This window comes from Saccharopolyspora hirsuta (assembly GCF_008630535.1).
In the GTDB taxonomy this organism is placed as follows: domain Bacteria; phylum Actinomycetota; class Actinomycetes; order Mycobacteriales; family Pseudonocardiaceae; genus Saccharopolyspora; species Saccharopolyspora hirsuta.
In genome coordinates this window covers 39,659-59,015 of sequence record NZ_VWPH01000019.1, presented here as the reverse complement: position 1 = coordinate 59,015, position 19,357 = coordinate 39,659, and the positions used below count along the sequence as shown (strand labels likewise).

Here is a 19,357-nt window from a genome sequence, read left to right as displayed (position 1 = left end):
GCAGCGTCAGGCGGCGTGGTGGCTGACCGGGCGGAGGTGCCTGCGCTCGGTCTCGCCGTCCTGGTCCGGCGGTTCGGCGGCCCGCTCGGTGCTCGCCCGGTGCCCGGGCGGTTCGGCAGCACCGGGCTTCGGGGCGTTGCGGTGGTCGCGGCGCACCACGATCAGCAGGACCAGGCCCGCGACGAGGAACCCGTGCGAGAGCAGCCGCGCGGCGGGGACCGCGTCGTTGAGCAGGTCGACCACGCTGAACCCGGTCAGCACCACCAGGAAGGCCGAAAGCACCGGCAGCAGGCCGGAGGCCGTCCGCGGCCGCAGCGCGCTCAGCAGCAGTCCCACGCCCAGCGCCAGGTTCCAGGCCGTGCTCTCGTTGAACAGGTGCTCGCTCAGGTGACCGCCGTGGCCGAGGTCGACCAGGCCGGTCGCCTGCACCAGCCCGACCAGCAGCTGGCACAGCGCCACGCAGGCGAGCAGCAGCCGCGGCCAGCGCCGCCGGTGGGGCCGCGCCGCCAGCACGCCGCCGACCAGGTCCGGCGCCGGTTCGGCCGGGCGGACGCGCAGCCGCCGGGTCAGCTCGACCGCGCCGCGCTGCCACTCCCGGCAGTCCGCGCAGCCCGCCAGGTGCTCGTCGAGCTCCGCCGCGGGCATCGGCGGGTCCTCGCCGTCCAGCCGCGCTGAGATCCCCTCGCGAAAGTGCGCACAGTCCACGTCCATCCAGTCGTCGCCCGCATTCCCGTAGTTCCCGGTCTCACCCGATTTCCTCGGATCGGCGCCGACGGTCCCCCAGCAGGTCCTCCCGCGCTCGCGCGACCCTGGAGCGCACGGTACCGACCGGGCAGCCGCACACCTCGGCGGTCTCCTGGTAGGACAACCCCAGGACCTGGGTGAGCAGCAGCGCCTCGCGCCGCTCCGGGTCCAGGTCGTCGAGCATGACGGTGAGCTCCACGAGCTCCTCGAACCCGCGCCGCGGACTGTCCACTGTGGCCGCATCGACCGGGGACACCGGTCGCGCGCGCTCGTAGCGCACCTGGTCGACCGCCACCCGGCGGGCGATCGAGAGCAGCCAGGTCCGCGCCGAGGAGCGCCCTTCGAAGCGGGGCAGGCTGCGCAGCGCCCGCAGGTAGGTCTCCTGGGCCAGGTCGTCGGCGCTGCGGGCGTCGGCGAGGTGGGCCAGGAAGCGCCACACGTCGCGTTGCGTGGCGCGGACGAACGCCTCCAGTGCGGCCCGGTCGCCGCGCCCCGCGGCGAACGCGAGGTCGGTCAGCCGGGTGTCGTCGACCGCGGAGCTGCTCATGATCACGCAGGCTACCGCCGGACCGCGCCGACGAGAACGCTTGTCCACGAGGCGTTCTCACTCCCTGGACGGGAATCCGCGAAAACCCCGGGGAACCGGAGCGGCCTCCGGCACGACTGCTACTGCGACGACGCCGAACGGGGCAAGGAGCAGCATGTCAGTCGAGGAGTCCACCGCCCGGGAACCGGCGGCGCCACCGCAGCGGTCCGACGAGCCGTGGTGGCCCGCGCTGCGACCGCTGGTGCGGCGCCTGCACTTCTACGCCGGGGTCTTCGTCGGCCCGTTCCTGGTCGTGACCGCGCTCACCGGGCTGCTCTACATCTTCTCCCCGCAGCTGGAGCAGGTCGTCTACGACCACGAGCTGCACGTGCCGCCGGGGCCGACCACGCAGTCGCTGGCGACCCAGATCGACGTCGCCCGCGATGCGCTGCCCGGCGCGGAGCTGACCGCGGTGCGCCCGGCACCGACTCCCACCGACACCACGCGGGTCATCTTCGACAACCCCGACGTGGACGGCAGCTACTACCGCACGGTGTTCGTCGACCCGCACACCGCCGAGGTCCGCGGGGTGCTGGAGACCTACGGCAGCAGCCAGTCGCTGCCGGTGCGCACCTGGCTCGCCCAGCTGCACCGCAACCTGCACCTCGGCGAGGCAGGCCGGATCTACAGCGAGCTGGCCGCCAGCTGGCTGTGGGTGGTGGCGCTCGGCGGGCTGCTGATGTGGGTGCGCCGCAAGCGCAGCAGCGCCCGGTCGCTGGTGGCGCCCCAGTTGCGCGCCAAGGGCCGCCGACGGGTGCTGTCCTGGCACGGTTCAGTGGGCCTGTGGGCGTGCGCGGGTCTGCTGTTCCTGTCCGCGACCGGTCTGACCTGGTCGCTGTTCGCGGGCGAGAACGTCACGCAGCTGCGCTCCGCGCTGTCGTGGGAAACGCCGACGGTGTCCACCGACCTGCCGCGGCCGCCCAGCGGCGACGTCGGCTTCGACCAGGTCCACGCCGCCGCGATCGCGCACGGGGTGACCGGGCCGGTGGAGATCAGCGCGCCCGGCGACGGCGCCTACAAGGTCGAGCAGACCGAGCGGCACTGGCCCACCCAGCTGGACGCCGTCGCGGTGGACCCGGGCAGCGGGCAGGTCGTCTCGGAGCTGCGCTTCGCCGACCACTCGCTGATGGCCAAGCTCGCCCGGTGGGGCGTCGACGCGCACATGGGGCTGCTGTTCGGCCTGCCGAACCAGCTGGTGCTCGCCGCGCTGACCATCGGGCTGACCAGCATGGTCTTCATGGCTTACCGGATGTGGTGGCTGCGCAGACCGACGCGCGGCTTCGGCGCACCGCCGGAGCGCGGCGCCTGGCGGCGGGTCCCCGGGCGGGTGCTGGCGCCGATCATCCTGGCCGCCGCGTTCATCGGGTACGCGCTGCCGATGCTCGGCGCTTCCCTGCTGCTGTTCCTGGCCATCGACGTCGCACTGGGCGCGCGCCGCACGACGGGAGTCTGACCGTGGTGGAATCACTGCTGCTCCGCTGGATCCTGACCGCGCTGTTCACCGCTTCCGCGCTCTGGGGCCTGCACCGGCTGGTCCGGGCGGAGCCGATCTCGCCGGTCTGGCCCCGGGGCGTCGAGGACCAGGACGTCCCGGGAACCCCGGCGGTGCGGATCAGCGCCGCCGGGCACGTCGTCATGAGCGCGGCGATGATCGCGATGTGCTGGCCGTGGGGCATGGCGATCCCCGTCGCCCCGCAGCTGGTGGTGTTCGGGACCATGGTCGTCTGGTTCCTGGCGCTGACCGCCAACGTCCGCTGGTGCACCGGGCACCGCCGGTGGCAGCAGGCGCACCACGCGGTGATGGCGGCGGGGATGTGCTGGATGCTGGCCGCGATGCCCGCCCTGATGTCGCACCAGCCGACCGGGTCCGACCACGTCCACCACCACTCGATGGGCGCCGGGGTCCTGGCCTCGGCACCGGGCACCGCCCCGGCGAGCGCAGTCGCCGTCGTGTGCCTGGCGCTCGGCGGCTACTTCGTGCTGACCTCGCTGCCGTGGCTGTCCGCGGCGGTGGACATCGGCAGGAACGCCCGGACCCGACCGCAGCGCGCGGCCGCCTACGAAGCGGCCTGCCACGCCGGGATGGCCGTCGGCATGGGGGCGATGCTGCTGGCCGTGGCGTGAGAACCCCACGTCCTCAGTGGACTGTCAAGCGGCGCGCAGGACCGCGACCGGGCAGGGCGCGCGGTTCACGGCCGCGTGGCTCACCGAACCGAGGAAGCTGCGCCGGAACCGCCCCCGGCCGTGGCTGCCCACGACCAGCAGGCTCGCCCGCTCCGCTTCCCGCAGCAGCGCCTGCGTGGGCTTCTCCGGCGTGACCACCCGCCGGACCGCCACGTCCGGGTACTGCTCGGCCCAGCCCGCCAGCGATTCCGCGAGCACCTCCTCGGCCGCCTCGCGGACCTCCGACCAGGGCAGCTCCCACTGCGACACCCGCTCGAACGGGTCCAGCGGCAGATCGCTCCAGGCGTGCGCGGCCACCAGGTCGCAGCGGTTGCGGGAGGCGAAGTCGAAGGCGAAGGCGATCGCGGCCCGGCTGGTCGCCGACCCGTCCACGCCCACCACCACCGGCGCCCCGTCCGGCTCCTCGCGGCCCCCGCGGACCACCACGACCGGGGCACCACCGCGCCTGGCCAGCAGCTCCGCCGAGGTCGCGCCCACCCCGACCGACGGTTCCAGCCGCGGCCCGCCGAGCACCAGCAGCTCGGCGTCGGCGGCCAGCCCGCCGAGCACCTGGACCGGATCGCCGAACGGCAGCTCGCTGCGCACCGGCAGGTCCGGATCGATCCGCTGGCACTCCTCGGCGAGGTCGGCGAGCTCGCGCCGCAACGCCTGCTGCAGGGGTTCGGACACGTCGCCCTCCCCCGGCACCCGGATCGCCGTGTGCTCCTCGAACGGCCAGGTCAGCACGTGCACCAGCAGCAGCGGCCGACCGCGACCGGCGGCTTCCCGCGCCGCCCACCGCACCGCGCGCCGGGACGCCTCCCCCAGGTCGAAGCCCACCACGACCTCCTTGCCGCCCGCCTCGGACATGCCGCCCCCTTCCGCCGAGCTCCGTTCCAGGCTGCGCCACCGCGGCACCGGGTGGTCAGAGCACTTCGTCACCGGCGGCCGGGGCAGTGACCATCGGCTCTACCTCCGCCCGCGATCGCGCCGACAGGCTGGAAGAGCAGCGCGGCGACGGAGGGGCCACGATGAACACGACCATCACGCCAGTGGGCGGCCTGACCGCCGCCGAGGTCCGGGACGCCCTCGTCGCGGCCACCGCCGCACCGTCGCTGCACAACTCCCAGCCCTGGCGGTTCCACTGCACGCCGAGCGCGATCGAGCTGCACGCCGACACCTCGCGGGCGATGGACGTCGCCGACCCCGATCACCGCGAGCTGGTGCTGGCCTGCGGCGCGGCCCTGCTGAACCTGCGCCTGGCCATCCGCGCCAGCGGAACCATCCCGGACGTCCGCCCGTTCCCCGAGCAGTCGCACCCCGACCTGCTGGCGTCCGTGCGCCCGTCGGCGCGGCGCCCCGCCACGCCGGTGGAGCGGGAGCTGGCCGCGGCGATCCCGCGGCGCCGGACCAACCGCAAGCCCTTCCACCACGACCCGGTGCCCACCGAGCTCCAAGCGCAGCTCCGGCAGGCGGCCGAGGTCGAGCGGGGCTGGCTGGCCGTCCTGGACCCGCCGCAGCGCCAGGTGTTGCGCGAGCTGAGCAGGCGAGCGCACCAGGTGCAGGTCGACGACCCGGACTTCGTGGCCGAGTGGCAGCGCTGGACCGGCCGCGCCGAGGGCATCCGCGAAGGTGTCCCGGCCCGCAGCAGCGGCCCGGCCCCGGAACCGCAGGACGAGTTCGTGCTGCGCGACTTCAGCGGCGGCACCGCGCGCACCCGCGTGGCGGGCAAGGACTTCGAACCCGAGCCGCTGATCTGCGTGCTCGGCTCCTTCCAGGACTCGCGGCACGCGCAGCTGCAGGCGGGGATGGCCATGCAGCGGGTCCTGCTGACCGCGACGGCGCACGGGCTGGCCAGCTCGTTCCTCTCGCAGGTGGTCGAGGTCCCGGCCACCCGCCGGGAGCTACGCGAGCTGATCGGCGGCGGCCTGTGGCCGCAGATCGTGCTGCGCATCGGCTACGGCTCCCCCGTGCCCGCCACCCCGCGGCACCCCCTGGAGGACGTCGTGACCGGCGAACTCGCGCCGAACCACAGCGGCTGAAGTCCTAAGTGGACGCCAACGCGCGGCACCTGCGTTGACGCCCCGCGGAGCATCGCTGGTACCGTTTTAAGTCAGTCACCTGATTTAATCGGGCCGATCGCCGCCGTGAGAAGGGCCAGCATGTCGACGCTCCCCCCGCCGCAACTCCCCGCCGAACTCGACTTCGACCCCGATGCCCTGCGCGAGCGCTACCGCGCGGAACGCCAGCGCCGGGTCCGCCCCGACGGCAGTCGGCAGTACCAGCGCGCCGAGGGCCGGTTCGGCTACTACGCCGAGGACCCCTACGTCGAACCGGGGTTCACCAGGGACCCGATCCGGGACCGGGTGGACGCCGTGGTGGTCGGCGGCGGCTTCGGCGGCCTGCTGGCCGGGGCGCGGCTGCGCCAGGCGGGGCTGGAGCGGATCCGGATCATCGAGAAGGGCGGTGACTTCGGCGGCACCTGGTACTGGAACCGCTACCCGGGCATCCACTGCGACATCGAGTCCTACGTCTACCTCCCGCTGCTGGAGGAGGTGGGCACCGTCCCGGAGTGGAAGTACTCGCCGGGCGAGGAGATCCGCCAGCACGCGATGGCCATCGGCCGCACCTTCGACCTCTACCGCGACGCCTGCTTCCAGACCGCGGTGCGCGAGCTGCGCTGGGACGACGACGAGTGGGTGGTGCGCACCGACCGCGACGACGAGGTGCGCGCGACGTACGTGGTCATCTCCAACGGGACCCTCGACCACCCCAAGCTGCCCGGCATCCCCGGCATCGAGACCTTCACCGGGCACACCTTCCACACCAGCCGCTGGGACTACCGCTACACCGGCGGCGGCCCGGACGGCGGCCTCACCGGCCTGGCCGACAAGCGGGTCGCGGTGATCGGCACCGGCGCCACGGCCGTCCAGATCGTCCCGCACGTGGGCCGCGACGCCGAGCACCTCTACGTCTTCCAGCGCACGCCGTCGTCGGTGGACGTGCGCGGCAACCGGCGCACCGACCCGGCCTGGGCGGCCTCGCTCGAACCCGGCTGGCACGCCCGGCGCCGGGAGAACTTCCAGGCCGCGGTCACCGGGCACGAGGTGGCCGAGGACCTGGTGTCCGACGCCTGGACGGCCAGCGGGCACGTGCTGGGCAAGATCATCGCCACCGACGCCCGCTCGCACCTCCCGCGCGACGAGTGGGAGCGCATCGAGGAGATCCTCGACTTCCAGAAGATGAACCAGCTGCGCGCCCGCGTCGACGAGATCGTCGAGGACCCGGCGACCGCGGAGCTGCTCAAGCCCTGGTACCGCTACGGCTGCAAGCGCCCGACCTTCAGCGACGAGTACCTGCAGACCTTCAACCGCCCCAACGTCACCCTCGTCGACACCGCCGACCACGGCGGCGTCGAGCGCATCACCGAACGCGCGATCGTGGTCGGCGGCGCGGAGTACGAGGTGGACTGCATCATCTTCGCCACCGGGTTCGAGGTCGGGAGGTCCGACGCGATGACCGGGCGGCTGCCCGTGCACGGCAGGGACGGGATCGGGCTCCTGCAGTCGTGGGCGACCGAGGGCGTGCGCACGCTGCACGGCTTCTGCAGCAACGGCTTCCCGAACCTGTTCCACCTGGGCCCGCTGCAGAACGCCCCGTCGGTGAACTTCGTGCACGTGCTGGACGAGCAGGCGATCCACGTCGGCGCGGTCGTCGCCGAGGCACGCAAGCGCGGGGTCAAGCACATCGAGCCGACCCGGGAGGCCGAGACCGCCTGGGTGGAGACGATCCGGGCCACCTCGCCGGACCAGGAGCGCTTCGCGGCCGAGTGCACTCCCGGCTACTACAACAACGAGGGCGCCGCGCGCGGCCCCCGCCAGACCTACGGACTCGGCCCGGCGGCCTTTCACCGGCTGCTGCGCGAATGGCGCGAGGGCGGGGGGATCAACGAGGTGCTCGGCGATGCGCGCTGAACCGGGGCGGTACGGAGCTGCCGGGCGGCCGAGCAGCGAGCGGTGGCGGATCGAGCGGCTCACCGGGGCCAATCCGCTGTGGGGTTCCAACGGCATCGCGTTCGGGCCGGACGGGCGGCTCTACGTCGCGCAGTACGTGGCCGGGCGCATCAGCGCCGTGGACCTCGGGTCCGGGGACGTCGAGGTGGTGGTGGACCTGGACGGCCCGGTCCAGTCGCCCGACGACCTCGCCTTCGGCGCCGACGGGTCGATGTACATCACCGACCTCACCCCCGGCCGGGTGTGGCGGCGCGCGCCGGACGGCGCGTTCACGCTGGTCACCGACGAGGTCGCGGTGCCGAACGGCATCGCGTGCGTCGGTGATCGCGTGTTCGTCAACGAGATGCGGCCGGGCGGTCGCGTGCTCGAGGTGACGCCCGGCGCCGAGCCGGTGGTGCTCGCCGACGGGCTGGCGATGGGCAACGCGATGCAGCTCGGCCCGGACGGCTGCCTGTACTACCCGCACATGCTCACCGGCGAGGTCCACCGCGTGCCGCTGGGCGGTGGCGAGCCGGAGCTGGTCGCCGAGGACGTGCACGCGCCGGTGGCGGTCCGGTTCGACCGGGGCGGGGTGCTCACCGTGCTGTCGCGCGGCGAGGAGGGCATCGTCACCCGGATCGACCTGTTCGGCACGGGCGACCGCGCGGTCGTGCCGGGCGAGGTGTCCGGAATGGACAACGCCGCGTTCGACGCCGAGAACCGCATGTTCGTGTCCAGCTTCGCGACGGGCGGGATCGCCGAGCTCGCGCCGGACGGCAGGGCGCGCGAGGTGGTGCCGACCGGGCTCGTCGGCCCGTTCGGGGTGGCGGTGCACCGCTCCGGCACCGTGTTCACCGGCGACAACTACCGGTTGGCCAGCCTGGACGACGGCGAGGTCAGCACGCGCGAGCTGCTCGTGTTCAGCCACGGCGTCGCCGCCGACGACCGCGGGCGGGTGCACGTCACCTCGCAGTTCGGCGAGGTGCGCAGCTACGAACCGGACGACCGGGAGCTCACGACGCGCGCCCGGGATCTGTCGCGGCCGACCGGTGTCGCCGCACGCGCGGACGGCAGTCTCGTGGTGGCCGAGACCGGCGCCGGGCGCGTGGTCGCCCTCTCCGAGGACGACGTCCTGACCGTCCTGGCCGAGGGCTTCGACTCCCCGGTCGACGTCGCCGTCGACGAGCAGGACCGCTGCTTCGTGACCGACGAGCGGCGCGGCACCGTCGCGCTGATCGGTGGCGGCGGAATCGCAGTCGTGGCCGAGGGTCTCGACGCGCCGCAGGGGATCGCCGCGCTCGGCGAGGAGTTGTTCGTCGTCGAAACCGGTCGGCGCAGGTTGCTCGCGATCGACCCGGCGACCGGCGAACAGCGCGTCGAGGCGCAGGACCTCGCCGTCGGCCTGCCGCCGGGCACGGCACGTCCGCAGCCCGAGCTGTTCAACTGCGGGCTGCCCGGCGTGCCGGTGCCGTTCGCGGGTGTGGCCGCCGGAGCCGACGGTTCGCTCTACGTCTCGGCCAACGGCGAGGGCAGCGTGCTGCGCCTTCGCCGCTGAGGTCGGCGAAACACCCGCTCTGGTCCGCCTTTCGGGGGATGCTGCGTCGTTCGGCCCAGTGCTGCTGCGACTTCCGCACCGATCGCCGCCTCGTCGGCAGGCACAGTTCGGATCTAGCACACCGGTCGTTCACCGCCGGATGATTCGGTGATCGAAACCGGGCGTGCCGGATTTCCGAGGAAGGCGGTCGATGATGCCCCTTGCCGAGCTTGGGCGCCGGAGGGCGCTGAGCACTGCGGTCGCGGTCGGAGCGCTGCTGCTGTCCGCACCGGCGGCCACGGCTGCCGAATCGCTGCGCACCGACACGCAGCTGGCGCCCGGGGTGACCTACCGGTCCTTCGAGATGTCCACAGCGCACGGTCCGGTGGTCGGTTACCTGCTCACCGCCGATCTGCGCGTGCCGAGCGTCGAGCTCGACCTGCTGCACCCCGGCGAGGTCGCCGCGCGCGACGAGATCCCGGACATGACCAACGCCCGGGGCGCGATCGCCGGGGTCAACGGGGACTTCTTCCACATCAGCGAGGAGCACGAGGGCGTCCCGGCCACCGGGTCCTCGGTGGGACCGGCGATCGCCGACGGCCACGACCTCAAGGCGGCGGTGCCCGACGGCCAGCGCTTCGGCCCCGCGCTGCCCGCCGGAACGTCCACCGAGGACGTCTTCGGCGTCGGCGTCGACCGGCGGGCGCGGGTGTCCAGCCTCGAACTCGACGGGATGCTCCGCAGCGGCGGCCGGACCGCCGAGATCTCCGGGCTGAACCAGTACGCGCTGCCGGTGGACGGCATCGGCGTCTACAACGCCGACTGGGGCGAGGTCTCGCGCGCGCGGGCGGTGTGCGGGACCGACGACGACCGCTCGGCGCCGTGCAGCGAGCAGACCGAGGAGGTCGTGGTCCGCGACGGCGTGGTGACCGCCGCGCAGGACCGCCCCGGCGCCGGGGACATCCCGACCGGGACCGTGGTGCTGGTGGGCCGCGAGGGCGGTGCGGCCGAGCTGGAGAAGCTCGAGGTCGGTGATCGCGTCGTGGTCGAGACCCACCTGTCGGCGGCGGACGGCCCGCTGGACTTCGCCGTCGGCGGCTTCCCGATCCTGCGCGACGGGCGCCCGCTGCCCGGGCTCGACACCGGCGAGCTGGCCCCGCGCACGGCGGCCGGGGTCAGCGCGGACGGCCGGACGGCGTACCTGCTGGTCGTGGACGGGCGGTCGGCGGCCAGCACCGGCCTGAGCGTGCGCGAGACGGCCGACCTCCTGCGCTCCTTCGGCGCGGTCGACGGGATGAACCTCGACGGCGGCGGCTCCTCGACCGTGGCGGTGCGCGAACCGGGCCAAGACCTGGCGACGGTGCGGAACGTGCCCTCCGACGGCGTCCTGCGGCCGGTCGCCAACGGAGTGGGCATCTTCTCCCGCTGATCGCCTAGCGGAACGTGCGGTTGACGTACTCGGCGGCCTTCTTGGCCCCGTTGGCCTTGCGAGCGATCTTGTGGTTGGCGCCGAGCAGGAGCCGGAGCTGGTAGGCGCTCTCCAGGCGGAACGCCTGCCACGGGGAGACGTGCCAGGCGCGCTGGAACAGGCGCTTGGTCGCGGCCACCGCGTCCGGGGAGCGGGTCGCGAGCTGCTCGGCGAGCTTCAGCGCCGCCGCGTGCGGATCGTCGTCGACCTCGGTGACCAGCCCGAGCTCGCCCGCCTTGGCCCCGTCGAAGACCTCCGCGGTCATGGCCAGGCGCTTGGCGACGTCCATCGGCAGCAGTTCGCGCAGCGTCGCGGTACCGCTCATGTCCGGCACCAGCCCCCACTTCGCCTCCATCACGGAGAACTGGGCGTCCGGCGCGGCGAACCGGAAGTCGGCACCCAGGGCGAGCTGGAGCGCCCCGCCGAAGCAGTGCCCGCGGATCACCGCCAGGACCGGGACCGGCAGCCGCCGCCAGGCCCAGCACGCCTCCTGGTAGAGGTTGGTGGAGCGCCACGGGGGCCGGAGGAAGTTGAGCATCATCTGGCCCTGCTTCTCGCCCACCGAGGCGAAGTCGAGCCCGGCCGAGAACGAGCGCCCGGCACCGCTGAGGACGACCGCGCGCACCGATCGGTCGGCGCGCACCTGCGCGGCGGCGTCGATGAGCCCGCGCAGCATGGCCAGGTCGAGCCCGTTGAGCCGGTCCTCCCTGGTCATGGTGACGTGGGCCAGCGGCCCGTCGATCTCGACCGACACGCGATCCGGCATCTGCGACTCCTCGGGTTCAGCGGGGGACCACCCGAATCCTACTGGTCGGTAACATCTCCGACCAGCGGCCCCGATCAACGACGCGCGGTCACCGCGACGTGTTCTGCGTCGCCCTTCCGCTGTAGCGCCGTCGCGGAGTTGACAACGGAACGTGTTCGATTCACGCTTCATGGCGTGAACCTGTCTGACAGCCGGACAGCTGGGCCCGGGGTCCAGCGGGTCAGCGCGATGGAAGCTGTGCTCGCCCACCTCCGCGACGCCATCGCGCGCGGTGAGTACGCGGTCGGCGCCAAGCTGCCCTCCGAAGCCGCCCTCGGCAAGGAGTTCGAGGTCAGCCGGTCGGTGGTGCGCGAGGCGCTGCGCGGCCTGCAGGCCCTCGGGCTCACCGTGTCGCGGACCGGCAAGGGCACCTTCGTCGTCGCCGACGAACCCGTCGACAACCCGCGGTTCGGCTCCTACTCGGCGCGGGACCTGCTCGAGGTGCGCCGCCACGTCGAGATCCCGGCCGCCGGGTACGCCGCGCTGCGGCACACCGCCGACGACCTCGGGCTGCTCACCGACCTGCTGGAGCGGATGGCCCGCGAGACCGACGACACCGCCTGGGTCGCGCTGGACTCGCTGTTCCACATCACCGTCGCCCAGGCCTCGGGCAACCCGGTGTTCGGCAAGGTCATCGAGGAGATCCGGGACGCCCTGGCCAGGCAGTCGGCGTTCCTGAACCAGCGCGGCGACCGCCGCGCGGAGTCCGACGCCGAGCACCGCAGGCTCGTCGACGCCATCGCCGGCGGGCAGCAGGACGCCGCGACCGAGGCGATGGCCCACCACCTGGCCAACGTCGAGCACGCGCTCAGCGACATCGTCGGACGCCCCCGCTGACCCGGGGCGCGAACAGAGTTCCGACCACGGTTTCCGAGGAGGATCCCGAGATATGAACCCCGCTCCCCCGGTCGGGGTGCCCGCGCACGCCCCGCTGGTGCACGTCCTGCGCGACGGCATGGTGGAGAGCGTGCACCACGGCTCGGTCGTGGTGCTGGGCCCGGACGGCTCGACGCTGTTCCAGGCCGGTGACGTCGACACCGCCTGCTACCCGCGCTCGGCGGCCAAGCCGATGCAGGCGGTGGCCATGACCCGGCTCGGCCTGTCGCTGCCGCCCGAACTGCTGGCGCTGACCGCCGCTAGCCACTCCGGCGAGCAGATCCACCTCGACGGGGCCCAGCGCGTGCTGGCCGCGAGCGGGTCCACCGAGGACGACCTCGGCAACCCGGCGGACCTGCCGTTCGACCCGGTCGAGCGGGACCGCTGGATCGCGGCGGGCCGACCGGCGCGCAAGCTGGCGCACAACTGCTCCGGCAAGCACGCGTCGATGCTGTGGACCGCGCGCGAGAACGGCTGGTCGACCGAGGACTACCTGGACCCGGCCCATCCGCTCCAGCGCGAGATCGCGGCGACCGTCGAGGAGCTCACCGGGCAGCGGATCGCCCGCGTGGCCGCGGACGGCTGCGGCGCACCGCTGTTCGCGGTCTCGCTGCGCGGCCTCGCCGCAGCGGCCGGGCGGATCGCCAGCGCGCCGCAGGGTTCGCCGGAAAGCGTTGTCGCGCAAGCGATCCGCACGCACCCGGAGATGGTCGCCGGAACCCGCCGCGACGCCACCGCGCTGATGAAGGCGGTGCCGGGGCTGATCGCCAAGGACGGCTTCGAAGCGGTGCAGATCGCCGCCCTGCCCGACGGGACCGCGATCGCCGCGAAGATCGCCGACGGCGCCGACCGCGCCCGGCTCCCGGTCGCGCTGGCAGCCCTGGCCCGCGCCGGAGTCGCGCCGGAAGCCCTCGAACCGTTCGCCGACCCGCGGCTCGCCGTGGCCGCCGAGCTGGCGCCCCGGCAGCGCGCCGCCTGACCCCGCAGTCCACATCGGACGGCCTGGCGCGTCGGCCGGTCATCGTTAATTCGGTGGCATCGCGCGGAGAAGCGCGCGATCATCGTCGGGTCGCAGGGCAACGAGGGAAGGAAGACCATGCACACGGCAGTCGACGGCGCCAGGGTGCCGATCCGGATGTGGGCGGATCCGCAGTCCGTTGAGGACGCCGCGATGCGCCAACTGCACAACGTCGCGAACCTGCCGTGGGTGCAGGGACTGGCCGTGATGCCCGACGTGCACTACGGCAAGGGTGCCACGGTCGGCAGCGTCATCGCGATGCGCGATGCGGTGTCCCCGGCCGCGGTGGGCGTGGACATCGGGTGCGGGATGAGCGCGGTGCGCACCTCGCTGACCGCGACCGACCTGCCGGACGACCTGGGCGTGCTGCGGCGGCGGATCGAGTCCGCCGTGCCGGTCGGCTTCGCCGTGCACCGCACCCCGGTCAACCCGGCCCGGGTGCCGGGCACCGGTGGCTGGCAGCAGTTCTGGTCCGGTTTCGGGGACCTGCACCCGGGGGTGCAGAACCTGCGGGACCGGGCGCGGGCGCAGCTGGGCACTCTCGGCGGCGGCAACCACTTCATCGAGGTCTGCCTGGAGCAGGGCGGCCCGGACGCCGACCGCGTGTGGCTGATGCTGCACTCCGGTTCCCGGGGCATCGGCAACGAGCTGGCCAAGCGGCACATCGACATCGCCCGGAAGCTGCCGCACAACGCCGACCTGCCGGACCCCGACCTCGCGGTGTTCGTGGCCGGAACGCCGGAGATGCAGGCCTACCGGCGCGACCTGTTCTGGGCGCAGGACTACGCGGCGCGCAACCGCGCGACGATGCTGTCCCTGGTCCAGCTGGCGCTGGCCGACACGGTGCCCGGAACCCGCTTCGACACGCCCATCAGCTGCCACCACAACTACGTGGCGGAGGAGGTCCACGACGGGGTCGAGGTGCTGGTGACCCGCAAGGGCGCGATCCGCGCCGGGTCGGGCGACCTGGGCATCATCCCGGGCAGCATGGGCACCGGCTCCTACGTCGTGCGCGGTCTGGGCAACCCCCGGTCCTTCGAATCGGCCTCGCACGGTGCGGGGCGGCGGATGTCGCGGACGAAGGCCCGCAAGACCTTCACCGAGGCGGACCTGGCGGCGCAGACCGCGGGCGTGGAGTGCCGCAAGGACGGCGGGGTCGTCGACGAGATCCCGGCGGCGTACAAGGACATCGAGTCGGTGATCGCGGCCCAGACCGACCTGGTCGAGGTCGTCACGCACCTGAAGCAGGTCATCTGCGTCAAGGGCTGATCACCGGTGGCGGCTGCGCCGTGGCCATCGGCCGCGGCGCAGCCGCGCGTCCGGGCACCTGCGGCGAGAATTCGTTTGCCCGATTGGTTCGGCTTGCCCAGAATTCCACGTCGTGCCGAGAGTGATCGTGATCGGCGGCGGGCAGTCCGGGATCGCCGCGGCCAAGGCCCTGCTGGAGCTCGGGGCGCGGCCGCTGGTGCTGGAGGCGGGTGCGGAGGCGACCGGCTCCTGGCCGCACTACTACGACAGCCTGAAGCTGTTCACCCCGGCCTGGTTCAACGCGCTGCCGGGCGCGGCTATGCCCGGCGACCCGAACCGCTACCCCACCCGCGCGGAGGTCGCCGACTACCTGCGCGGCTGCGCCGAGCGCCTGGACTGCGAGATCCGCACCGGCCACCGGGTCACCTCGGTCACCCGCGATGCGGGCGGTTTCCTGGTGCGCACCGAGCACGGCGCGGAGCTGACCGGCACGTCGGTCGTGGCGGCCACCGGCGTGTTCGCCAACCCGCACCGGCCGGAGCTTCCCGCGCTCGCGGGCTACACCGGTGCGGTTCGGCACGCCGCCGACTACCGCTCGCCGCAGCAGTTCGCCGGTCAGCGCGTCGTCGTGGTGGGGGCGGGCAACTCGGCGGTGCAGATCGCCGTGGAGCTGGCCGAGCGCGCCGAGGTCACGCTGGCCACCCGCAAGCCGATCCAGTACGCCACGAACCAGCCGATCCCCGGCGATTCCCGCTTCTGGTCGGCACTCTCAGCCGCGGCGCGACTCCCGCTCGGGCCGCTGCTCGGCCACGGGGCGATCCCGGTGGTCGACATCGCGGGCTACAAGGAGGCGATCGACGCGGGCGAACCGGACCGCCGGGACATGTTCACCGCCGCGGACGGCACCTCGCTGCGCTGGCCCGACGGCACGACCGAGCACGTCGACACCGTCGTCCTGGCGACCGGGTACCGACCGGCGCTGGACTACCTGCGCCCGCTGGGCGCCCTGGACGAGGCGGGCAGGCCCAGGCAGCGCAACGGGATCTCCCGCACCCACCCGGGTTTGACCTTCGTCGGCCTGGAGCACCAGCGGACCATCCTGTCCGGCACCATGCACGGCGCGGGCCGCGACGCCCGCCACGTCGCGCGCAGGCTCACCGCTCGACGCCGGTGACCCTAATTGATAATGATTATCGTTCCCGTCTATGCTCGGTCCCGGGCCCACCGCCATCGGGCCCGGGAAGGAACGCACGTGAAGGTCCGAGCATCGATCAAGTCCCTGAAGAACAAGGAGGGCTCCCAGGTGGTCCGCCGCAGGGGCAAGATCTACGTCGTGAACAAGCGGAACCCGCGCTGGAAGGCCCGCCAGGGCTGAGCCGTGCGGCGGCGCCGGGTGCGCCGCCGCACTACTTCCGGGCCTTCGGCGCGTTGGCCTTGGTCAGCGCCGGGTCCCGGACGACGACCGGGTCCAGCACCTCGTCGATCGCGGCCAGCAGGTCGGCGTCGAGCCGCGCCCCGGCCGCCTTGGCGTTCTCCACGACCTGCTCCGGGCGGGAAGCGCCCATGATGGCCGCGGAGACGCCGGGGTTCTGCAGCACCCACGCCACCGCCAGCTGCGCGGGCGAGAGCCCCGCCTGCTCGGCCAGCGGCCGGAGCTGCTCGACGCGGGCCAGGACGTCCTCGCGCAGCCAGCGGGCGACGAAGTTCGCGCCGGTCTCGTCGGTGGCCCTGCTGCCCGCGGGCGGCGGCGTTCCCGGCCGGTACTTCCCGGTGAGCACGCCTTGCGCGATCGGGGACCACACGATCTGCCCGATCCCGAGCTCCGCGCTGGTGGGCACCACCTCGTCCTCGATGACCCGCCAGAGCATCGAGTACTGCGGCTGGTTCGACACCAGCGGGATCCGCAGCTCGCGGGCGAGCCCGTGCGCGGCGCGGATCTGCTCGGCGGTCCACTCCGACACCCCGATGTAGAGCGCCTTGCCCGCCCGGACCACGTCGGCGAACGCCGTCATGGTCTCCTCCAGCGGCGTCTCCGGGTCGTAGCGGTGCGCCTGGTAGAGGTCGATGTAGTCGGTCTGCAGCCGCCGCAAGGAGCCGTCGATGGATTCGGCGATGTGCTTGCGGGAGAGCCCGCGGTCGTTGCGCCCCGGCCCGACCGGGAAGTAGACCTTGGTGCAGATCTCCAGCCCCGCCCGGCGCTCGCCCCGCAGCGCCCGCCCGAGGACCTCCTCGGCCCGCCCCTCGGCGTAGACGTCGGCGGTGTCGAACGTGGTGATCCCGGCGTCCAGCGCGGCGCGGATGCACGCCGCCGCGGCCTCCTCCTCGACCTGGGAACCGTGGGTCAACCAGTTCCCGTATGCGATCTCGCTGATCACCAGCCCGCTGCGGCCCAGGTGGCGGAATTCCATGGCTGCTCCCGGCTCCTCGACGAACTCCAGGTGGAGTATGGCCCGCGGGGGAGGTCTGCGCGGCTCAGGAGATGCTCTTCTCCATCAGCTGGACGTAGCGGTCCACCGCGTGGTCGCGGATGCCGTCGGCGGCGGGGGCGAACGGGTCGCTGGTGAACCCCTTGACGCGGTCGGCGGCGCCGCCGAGGACGGTCATCTTCTCCCGCAGGTTCCCGTCGGCGTCGAAGTAGCGGATGTCCTCCACGTGGTGGAACGGTTCGGGCGGGAGCTGGGGCGACCACGTCGTTGTTGTTGACGAACCGGAACACCTTGGCGGTGAACGCCTCGTTGTACGGCTCGGCCAGGAACCGGTCGCAGGTGCGCGGCTGGCCGAAGGTGTACACGCCGTCGGGCAGCAGCTCGGGGTCCTCGAAGTACATCCGCGCGGAGGCGAGCATGGCCAGCGCTCCGCCGAGGCTGTGGCCGGTGAACCACAGCGTCTGCTCGCGGCCCCGGAACCGCTCCACCGCCTCGCGCACCTGCGGGTAGACCGAGTCGAGCGCCCGGCTGAACCCCTGGTGCACCAAGCCCTTTCCGGCCGGTCCCGGGGCGATCAGCGCGTTGGCGTCGGACAGCCAGTCCTTGATCTTCGCCGGTTCGGTGCCGCGGAAGGCCACCACGATCATCCGGTCGCTGCCCGCCGCGAACCCCTGGGTGTCCTCGATGGGGAACGAGGCGTCGAGCTCGGCGTGGAAGTACTCGAACTGGTCGAAGCCCCAGTCCTCGGCGGTCTTGCGGATCGTCGGTTCGTCGGAGTAGGCGAGCTTGGCCGCCCTGGCCAGCCAGTACGCGTGCGGCAGCTGGTAGTCGGTCACGGTGTGGTCGAACGCGGACACCGGCATCGTGGGCCCTCCCGAGCAGGTCGTGGGATCAGCGCCCCAGCGCCGGGGCGCCTTTCGCGACTATGGCAAGGAGAACCGCTCGACGTCCGGCCGGTCACCGGAAGGAATGTCGCGGACCACCCGTCCGCGAGGTCAGGAGGCGGCTTCGCGGGCGAAGGTGGCGAGCAGGAGATCGTTGAGCAGCTGCGCGTCCGCGTCGAGGGCGACGTGCGCGTTGGGTTCGGCCTTCGCGTGCGGCCGCGTGTCGATGACGGTGCGCCCCACCGTGAGCGGGCTCGCGGTCTCGACCACGACGGGCAGGTGCTGGGTGGAGATCACCTCGGGTGCGACGAGGTAGGCGGTGCACACCACGTCGTGCACCGGTGCGGCGCCGACCGCGGTCTGCTCGTAGGCCCCGATCCGGCGCGCGATGAACCGCGCCGCGGCCGTCCCCGCCGGGGTGCCGAGCGCGTCGAGCGCATCGCAGGTCCGCTGCGGGACCAACGCCCGGTGGGTCGCGTCGAGCGTCACGAGCGTGCGGCGGGTGAAGTCGGCGGACAGCACGACGTTCGCCGCTTCCGGGTCGGCCCAGATGTTGAACTCGGCGGATGCGGTCACGTTGGTGACGGTGTGGCCGCCGCCCATCACGACCAGCTCGTCCACCGCCCCGGCGACGGTCGGGTCGACCGCGAGCGCGGTCGCGATGTTGCTCAGCGGTCCGACCGGCACCAGGGTGATCGGCTCGGTGGTCGCGCGCAGGGTTTCCACCAGGTACTCGACCGCTCCGGTGTCGCGCGCCGCGGTGCGCGGGGCCGGGATCGGCAGCGCGGTGCCGTGCGGGTCGTGCTCGTCGTCGGTGTCGAAGTGCCTGCCCCCGGGGAAGCCGAACAAGGCGATCGGGTGCGGCACGCCCGGGTGCACCGGGACGTCCGGGCAGCCGATCCAGTCCAGCACGCGCAGCGTGTTGTCCGTGGTGTTCTCCAGCGGGACGTTGCCGTTGACCGTGGTCACGCCGAGGAGGTCCAGCTCGGGGTGCAGGGCGGCGAACATGATCGCCACCGCGTCATCGGTTCCGGTGTCTACGTCGAGGATGACCTTGCGACCCATGCCGGGCTTCCTTTCCGCTCGCCTGGCGAGCTCCGCGATGTCGTCGGGGACACCTGCGGTCACGGGGTGAACTTGGCGACGTAGCGCTTCTGCCAAGGGGTTTCGACCGCGCGGCGGTCGTAGTGGGCGCGGACGTAGGCGACCGCGTCGGCCGCGGGGACTCCGTCGAGGACGGCCAGGCAGGCCAGCGCGGTGCCGGTCCGGCCGCGGCCCCCGGCGCAGGCGATCTCGACCCGCTCGTGCTCGGCGCGCTCCCAGGCTTCGCGGAACGCCCGGCGCGCGTCGGCGCGGTCGGCGGGCAGCCGGAAGTCCGGCCAGCGCAACCACCGGCTCGCCCACTCGGTCTGCGGAGGCTGCTTGCCGAGCAGGTACAGGGCGAAGTCCGGGCGCGGTCCCTCCGGCAGCGGGTTGCGCAACCCTCGTCCGCGAACAGTTCGACCGGAGGGGAGCTGCAGCACTCCGGTCGCACCCGCGTCCCACAACTCGATCATGACGCCAGCCTACGCGCGGACGGGTTCCCGCCCAACCCGGTTGAGCGGCGGGCAGTG

19 protein-coding genes are annotated in these 19,357 nt (G+C 73.1%); 11 read left to right on the top strand and 8 right to left on the bottom strand.

Annotation, left to right across the window (positions count from 1 at the left end; genetic code table 11):
* Positions 1-6 precede the first annotated feature (6 nt).
* Both F1721_RS31765 and sigC read right to left on the bottom strand, forming a co-directional pair.
* Positions 7-711 carry a zf-HC2 domain-containing protein gene (locus tag F1721_RS31765; protein ID WP_246155429.1) on the bottom strand — a complete coding sequence of 235 codons (705 nt, stop codon included), beginning with the start codon at positions 709-711 and terminating at the stop codon, positions 7-9.
* A 34-nt stretch (positions 712-745) separates the two neighbouring features.
* Complete coding sequence (gene sigC / locus F1721_RS31760; protein ID WP_150070527.1) at positions 746-1,291, bottom strand: RNA polymerase sigma factor SigC; 546 nt, start codon at positions 1,289-1,291, stop codon at positions 746-748.
* A 154-nt stretch (positions 1,292-1,445) separates the two neighbouring features.
* Here sigC and F1721_RS31755 point away from each other — a divergent pair, with 154 nt between their 5' ends.
* The gene (locus tag F1721_RS31755; protein WP_150070526.1) at positions 1,446-2,783 is read left to right on the top strand and encodes a PepSY-associated TM helix domain-containing protein; all 1,338 of its coding nucleotides are present in this window, start codon (positions 1,446-1,448) and stop codon (positions 2,781-2,783) included.
* A gap of 2 nt (positions 2,784-2,785) precedes the next feature.
* Positions 2,786-3,454 carry a DUF5134 domain-containing protein gene (locus tag F1721_RS31750; RefSeq protein ID WP_150070525.1) on the top strand — a complete coding sequence of 223 codons (669 nt, stop codon included), beginning with the start codon at positions 2,786-2,788 and terminating at the stop codon, positions 3,452-3,454.
* Between the two features lie 24 nt (positions 3,455-3,478).
* Here F1721_RS31750 and F1721_RS31745 read toward each other — a convergent pair whose 3' ends face one another.
* Positions 3,479-4,363, bottom strand: a complete 885-nt coding sequence (locus F1721_RS31745) for a universal stress protein (protein WP_150070524.1) — start codon at positions 4,361-4,363, stop codon at positions 3,479-3,481.
* 161 nt (positions 4,364-4,524) lie between these two features.
* Here F1721_RS31745 and F1721_RS31740 point away from each other — a divergent pair, with 161 nt between their 5' ends.
* The 4 genes from F1721_RS31740 to F1721_RS31725 all read left to right on the top strand — a co-directional run bounded on the left by F1721_RS31740 (position 4,525) and on the right by F1721_RS31725 (position 10,448).
* A complete protein-coding gene (locus F1721_RS31740; protein ID WP_150070523.1) occupies positions 4,525-5,535 on the top strand; it encodes an Acg family FMN-binding oxidoreductase in 1,011 nt (336 codons plus the stop codon).
* A 120-nt stretch (positions 5,536-5,655) separates the two neighbouring features.
* On the top strand, positions 5,656-7,467 hold the full coding sequence (locus F1721_RS31735) for a flavin-containing monooxygenase (protein ID WP_150070522.1): 1,812 nt from the start codon (positions 5,656-5,658) through the stop codon (positions 7,465-7,467).
* Positions 7,457-9,040 (top strand): SMP-30/gluconolactonase/LRE family protein, encoded by a 1,584-nt coding sequence (locus F1721_RS31730; protein ID WP_150070521.1) that lies wholly within the window; start codon positions 7,457-7,459, stop codon positions 9,038-9,040. Before F1721_RS31735 ends, F1721_RS31730 begins: the two co-directional genes overlap by 11 nt.
* A 190-nt stretch (positions 9,041-9,230) precedes the next feature.
* On the top strand, positions 9,231-10,448 hold the full coding sequence (locus F1721_RS31725; RefSeq protein WP_246155428.1) for a phosphodiester glycosidase family protein: 1,218 nt from the start codon (positions 9,231-9,233) through the stop codon (positions 10,446-10,448).
* 4 nt (positions 10,449-10,452) lie between these two features.
* On the opposite strand, the gene F1721_RS31720 is transcribed toward F1721_RS31725, so the two are convergent.
* On the bottom strand, positions 10,453-11,253 hold the full coding sequence (locus F1721_RS31720) for a crotonase/enoyl-CoA hydratase family protein (RefSeq protein ID WP_150070520.1): 801 nt from the start codon (positions 11,251-11,253) through the stop codon (positions 10,453-10,455).
* 228 nt (positions 11,254-11,481) lie between these two features.
* On the opposite strand from F1721_RS31720, the gene F1721_RS31715 reads away from it, so the two are divergent.
* The 5 genes from F1721_RS31715 to ykgO all read left to right on the top strand — a co-directional run bounded on the left by F1721_RS31715 (position 11,482) and on the right by ykgO (position 15,809).
* Entirely contained in the window at positions 11,482-12,129 is a 648-nt protein-coding gene (locus F1721_RS31715; protein ID WP_170301675.1) for a FadR/GntR family transcriptional regulator, read from the top strand.
* Between the two features lie 52 nt (positions 12,130-12,181).
* Positions 12,182-13,147 (top strand): asparaginase, encoded by a 966-nt coding sequence (locus F1721_RS31710; protein ID WP_150070518.1) that lies wholly within the window; start codon positions 12,182-12,184, stop codon positions 13,145-13,147.
* A gap of 117 nt (positions 13,148-13,264) precedes the next feature.
* Positions 13,265-14,455 (top strand): RtcB family protein, encoded by a 1,191-nt coding sequence (locus F1721_RS31705; protein ID WP_150070517.1) that lies wholly within the window; start codon positions 13,265-13,267, stop codon positions 14,453-14,455.
* A gap of 112 nt (positions 14,456-14,567) precedes the next feature.
* Complete coding sequence (locus F1721_RS31700; protein ID WP_150070516.1) at positions 14,568-15,608, top strand: flavin-containing monooxygenase; 1,041 nt, start codon at positions 14,568-14,570, stop codon at positions 15,606-15,608.
* Positions 15,609-15,686: 78 nt separating this feature from the next.
* A complete protein-coding gene (gene ykgO / locus F1721_RS31695) occupies positions 15,687-15,809 on the top strand; it encodes a type B 50S ribosomal protein L36 (RefSeq protein ID WP_150070515.1) in 123 nt (40 codons plus the stop codon).
* A gap of 31 nt (positions 15,810-15,840) precedes the next feature.
* Here the strand turns inward: ykgO and F1721_RS31690 are convergent, their stop codons facing one another.
* The 4 genes from F1721_RS31690 to F1721_RS31675 form a co-directional block, all read right to left on the bottom strand.
* Entirely contained in the window at positions 15,841-16,842 is a 1,002-nt protein-coding gene (locus F1721_RS31690; protein ID WP_150070514.1) for an aldo/keto reductase family protein, read from the bottom strand.
* A complete protein-coding gene (locus tag F1721_RS31685; protein WP_246155427.1) occupies positions 16,806-17,723 on the bottom strand; it encodes a lipase family protein in 918 nt (305 codons plus the stop codon). Before F1721_RS31685 ends, F1721_RS31690 begins: the two co-directional genes overlap by 37 nt.
* 132 nt (positions 17,724-17,855) lie before the next feature.
* Complete coding sequence (locus tag F1721_RS31680; RefSeq protein ID WP_150070513.1) at positions 17,856-18,809, bottom strand: nucleoside hydrolase; 954 nt, start codon at positions 18,807-18,809, stop codon at positions 17,856-17,858.
* Positions 18,810-18,868: 59 nt separating this feature from the next.
* The gene (locus F1721_RS31675; protein ID WP_150070512.1) at positions 18,869-19,300 is read right to left on the bottom strand and encodes a protein-tyrosine phosphatase family protein; all 432 of its coding nucleotides are present in this window, start codon (positions 19,298-19,300) and stop codon (positions 18,869-18,871) included.
* Positions 19,301-19,357 lie beyond the last annotated feature (57 nt).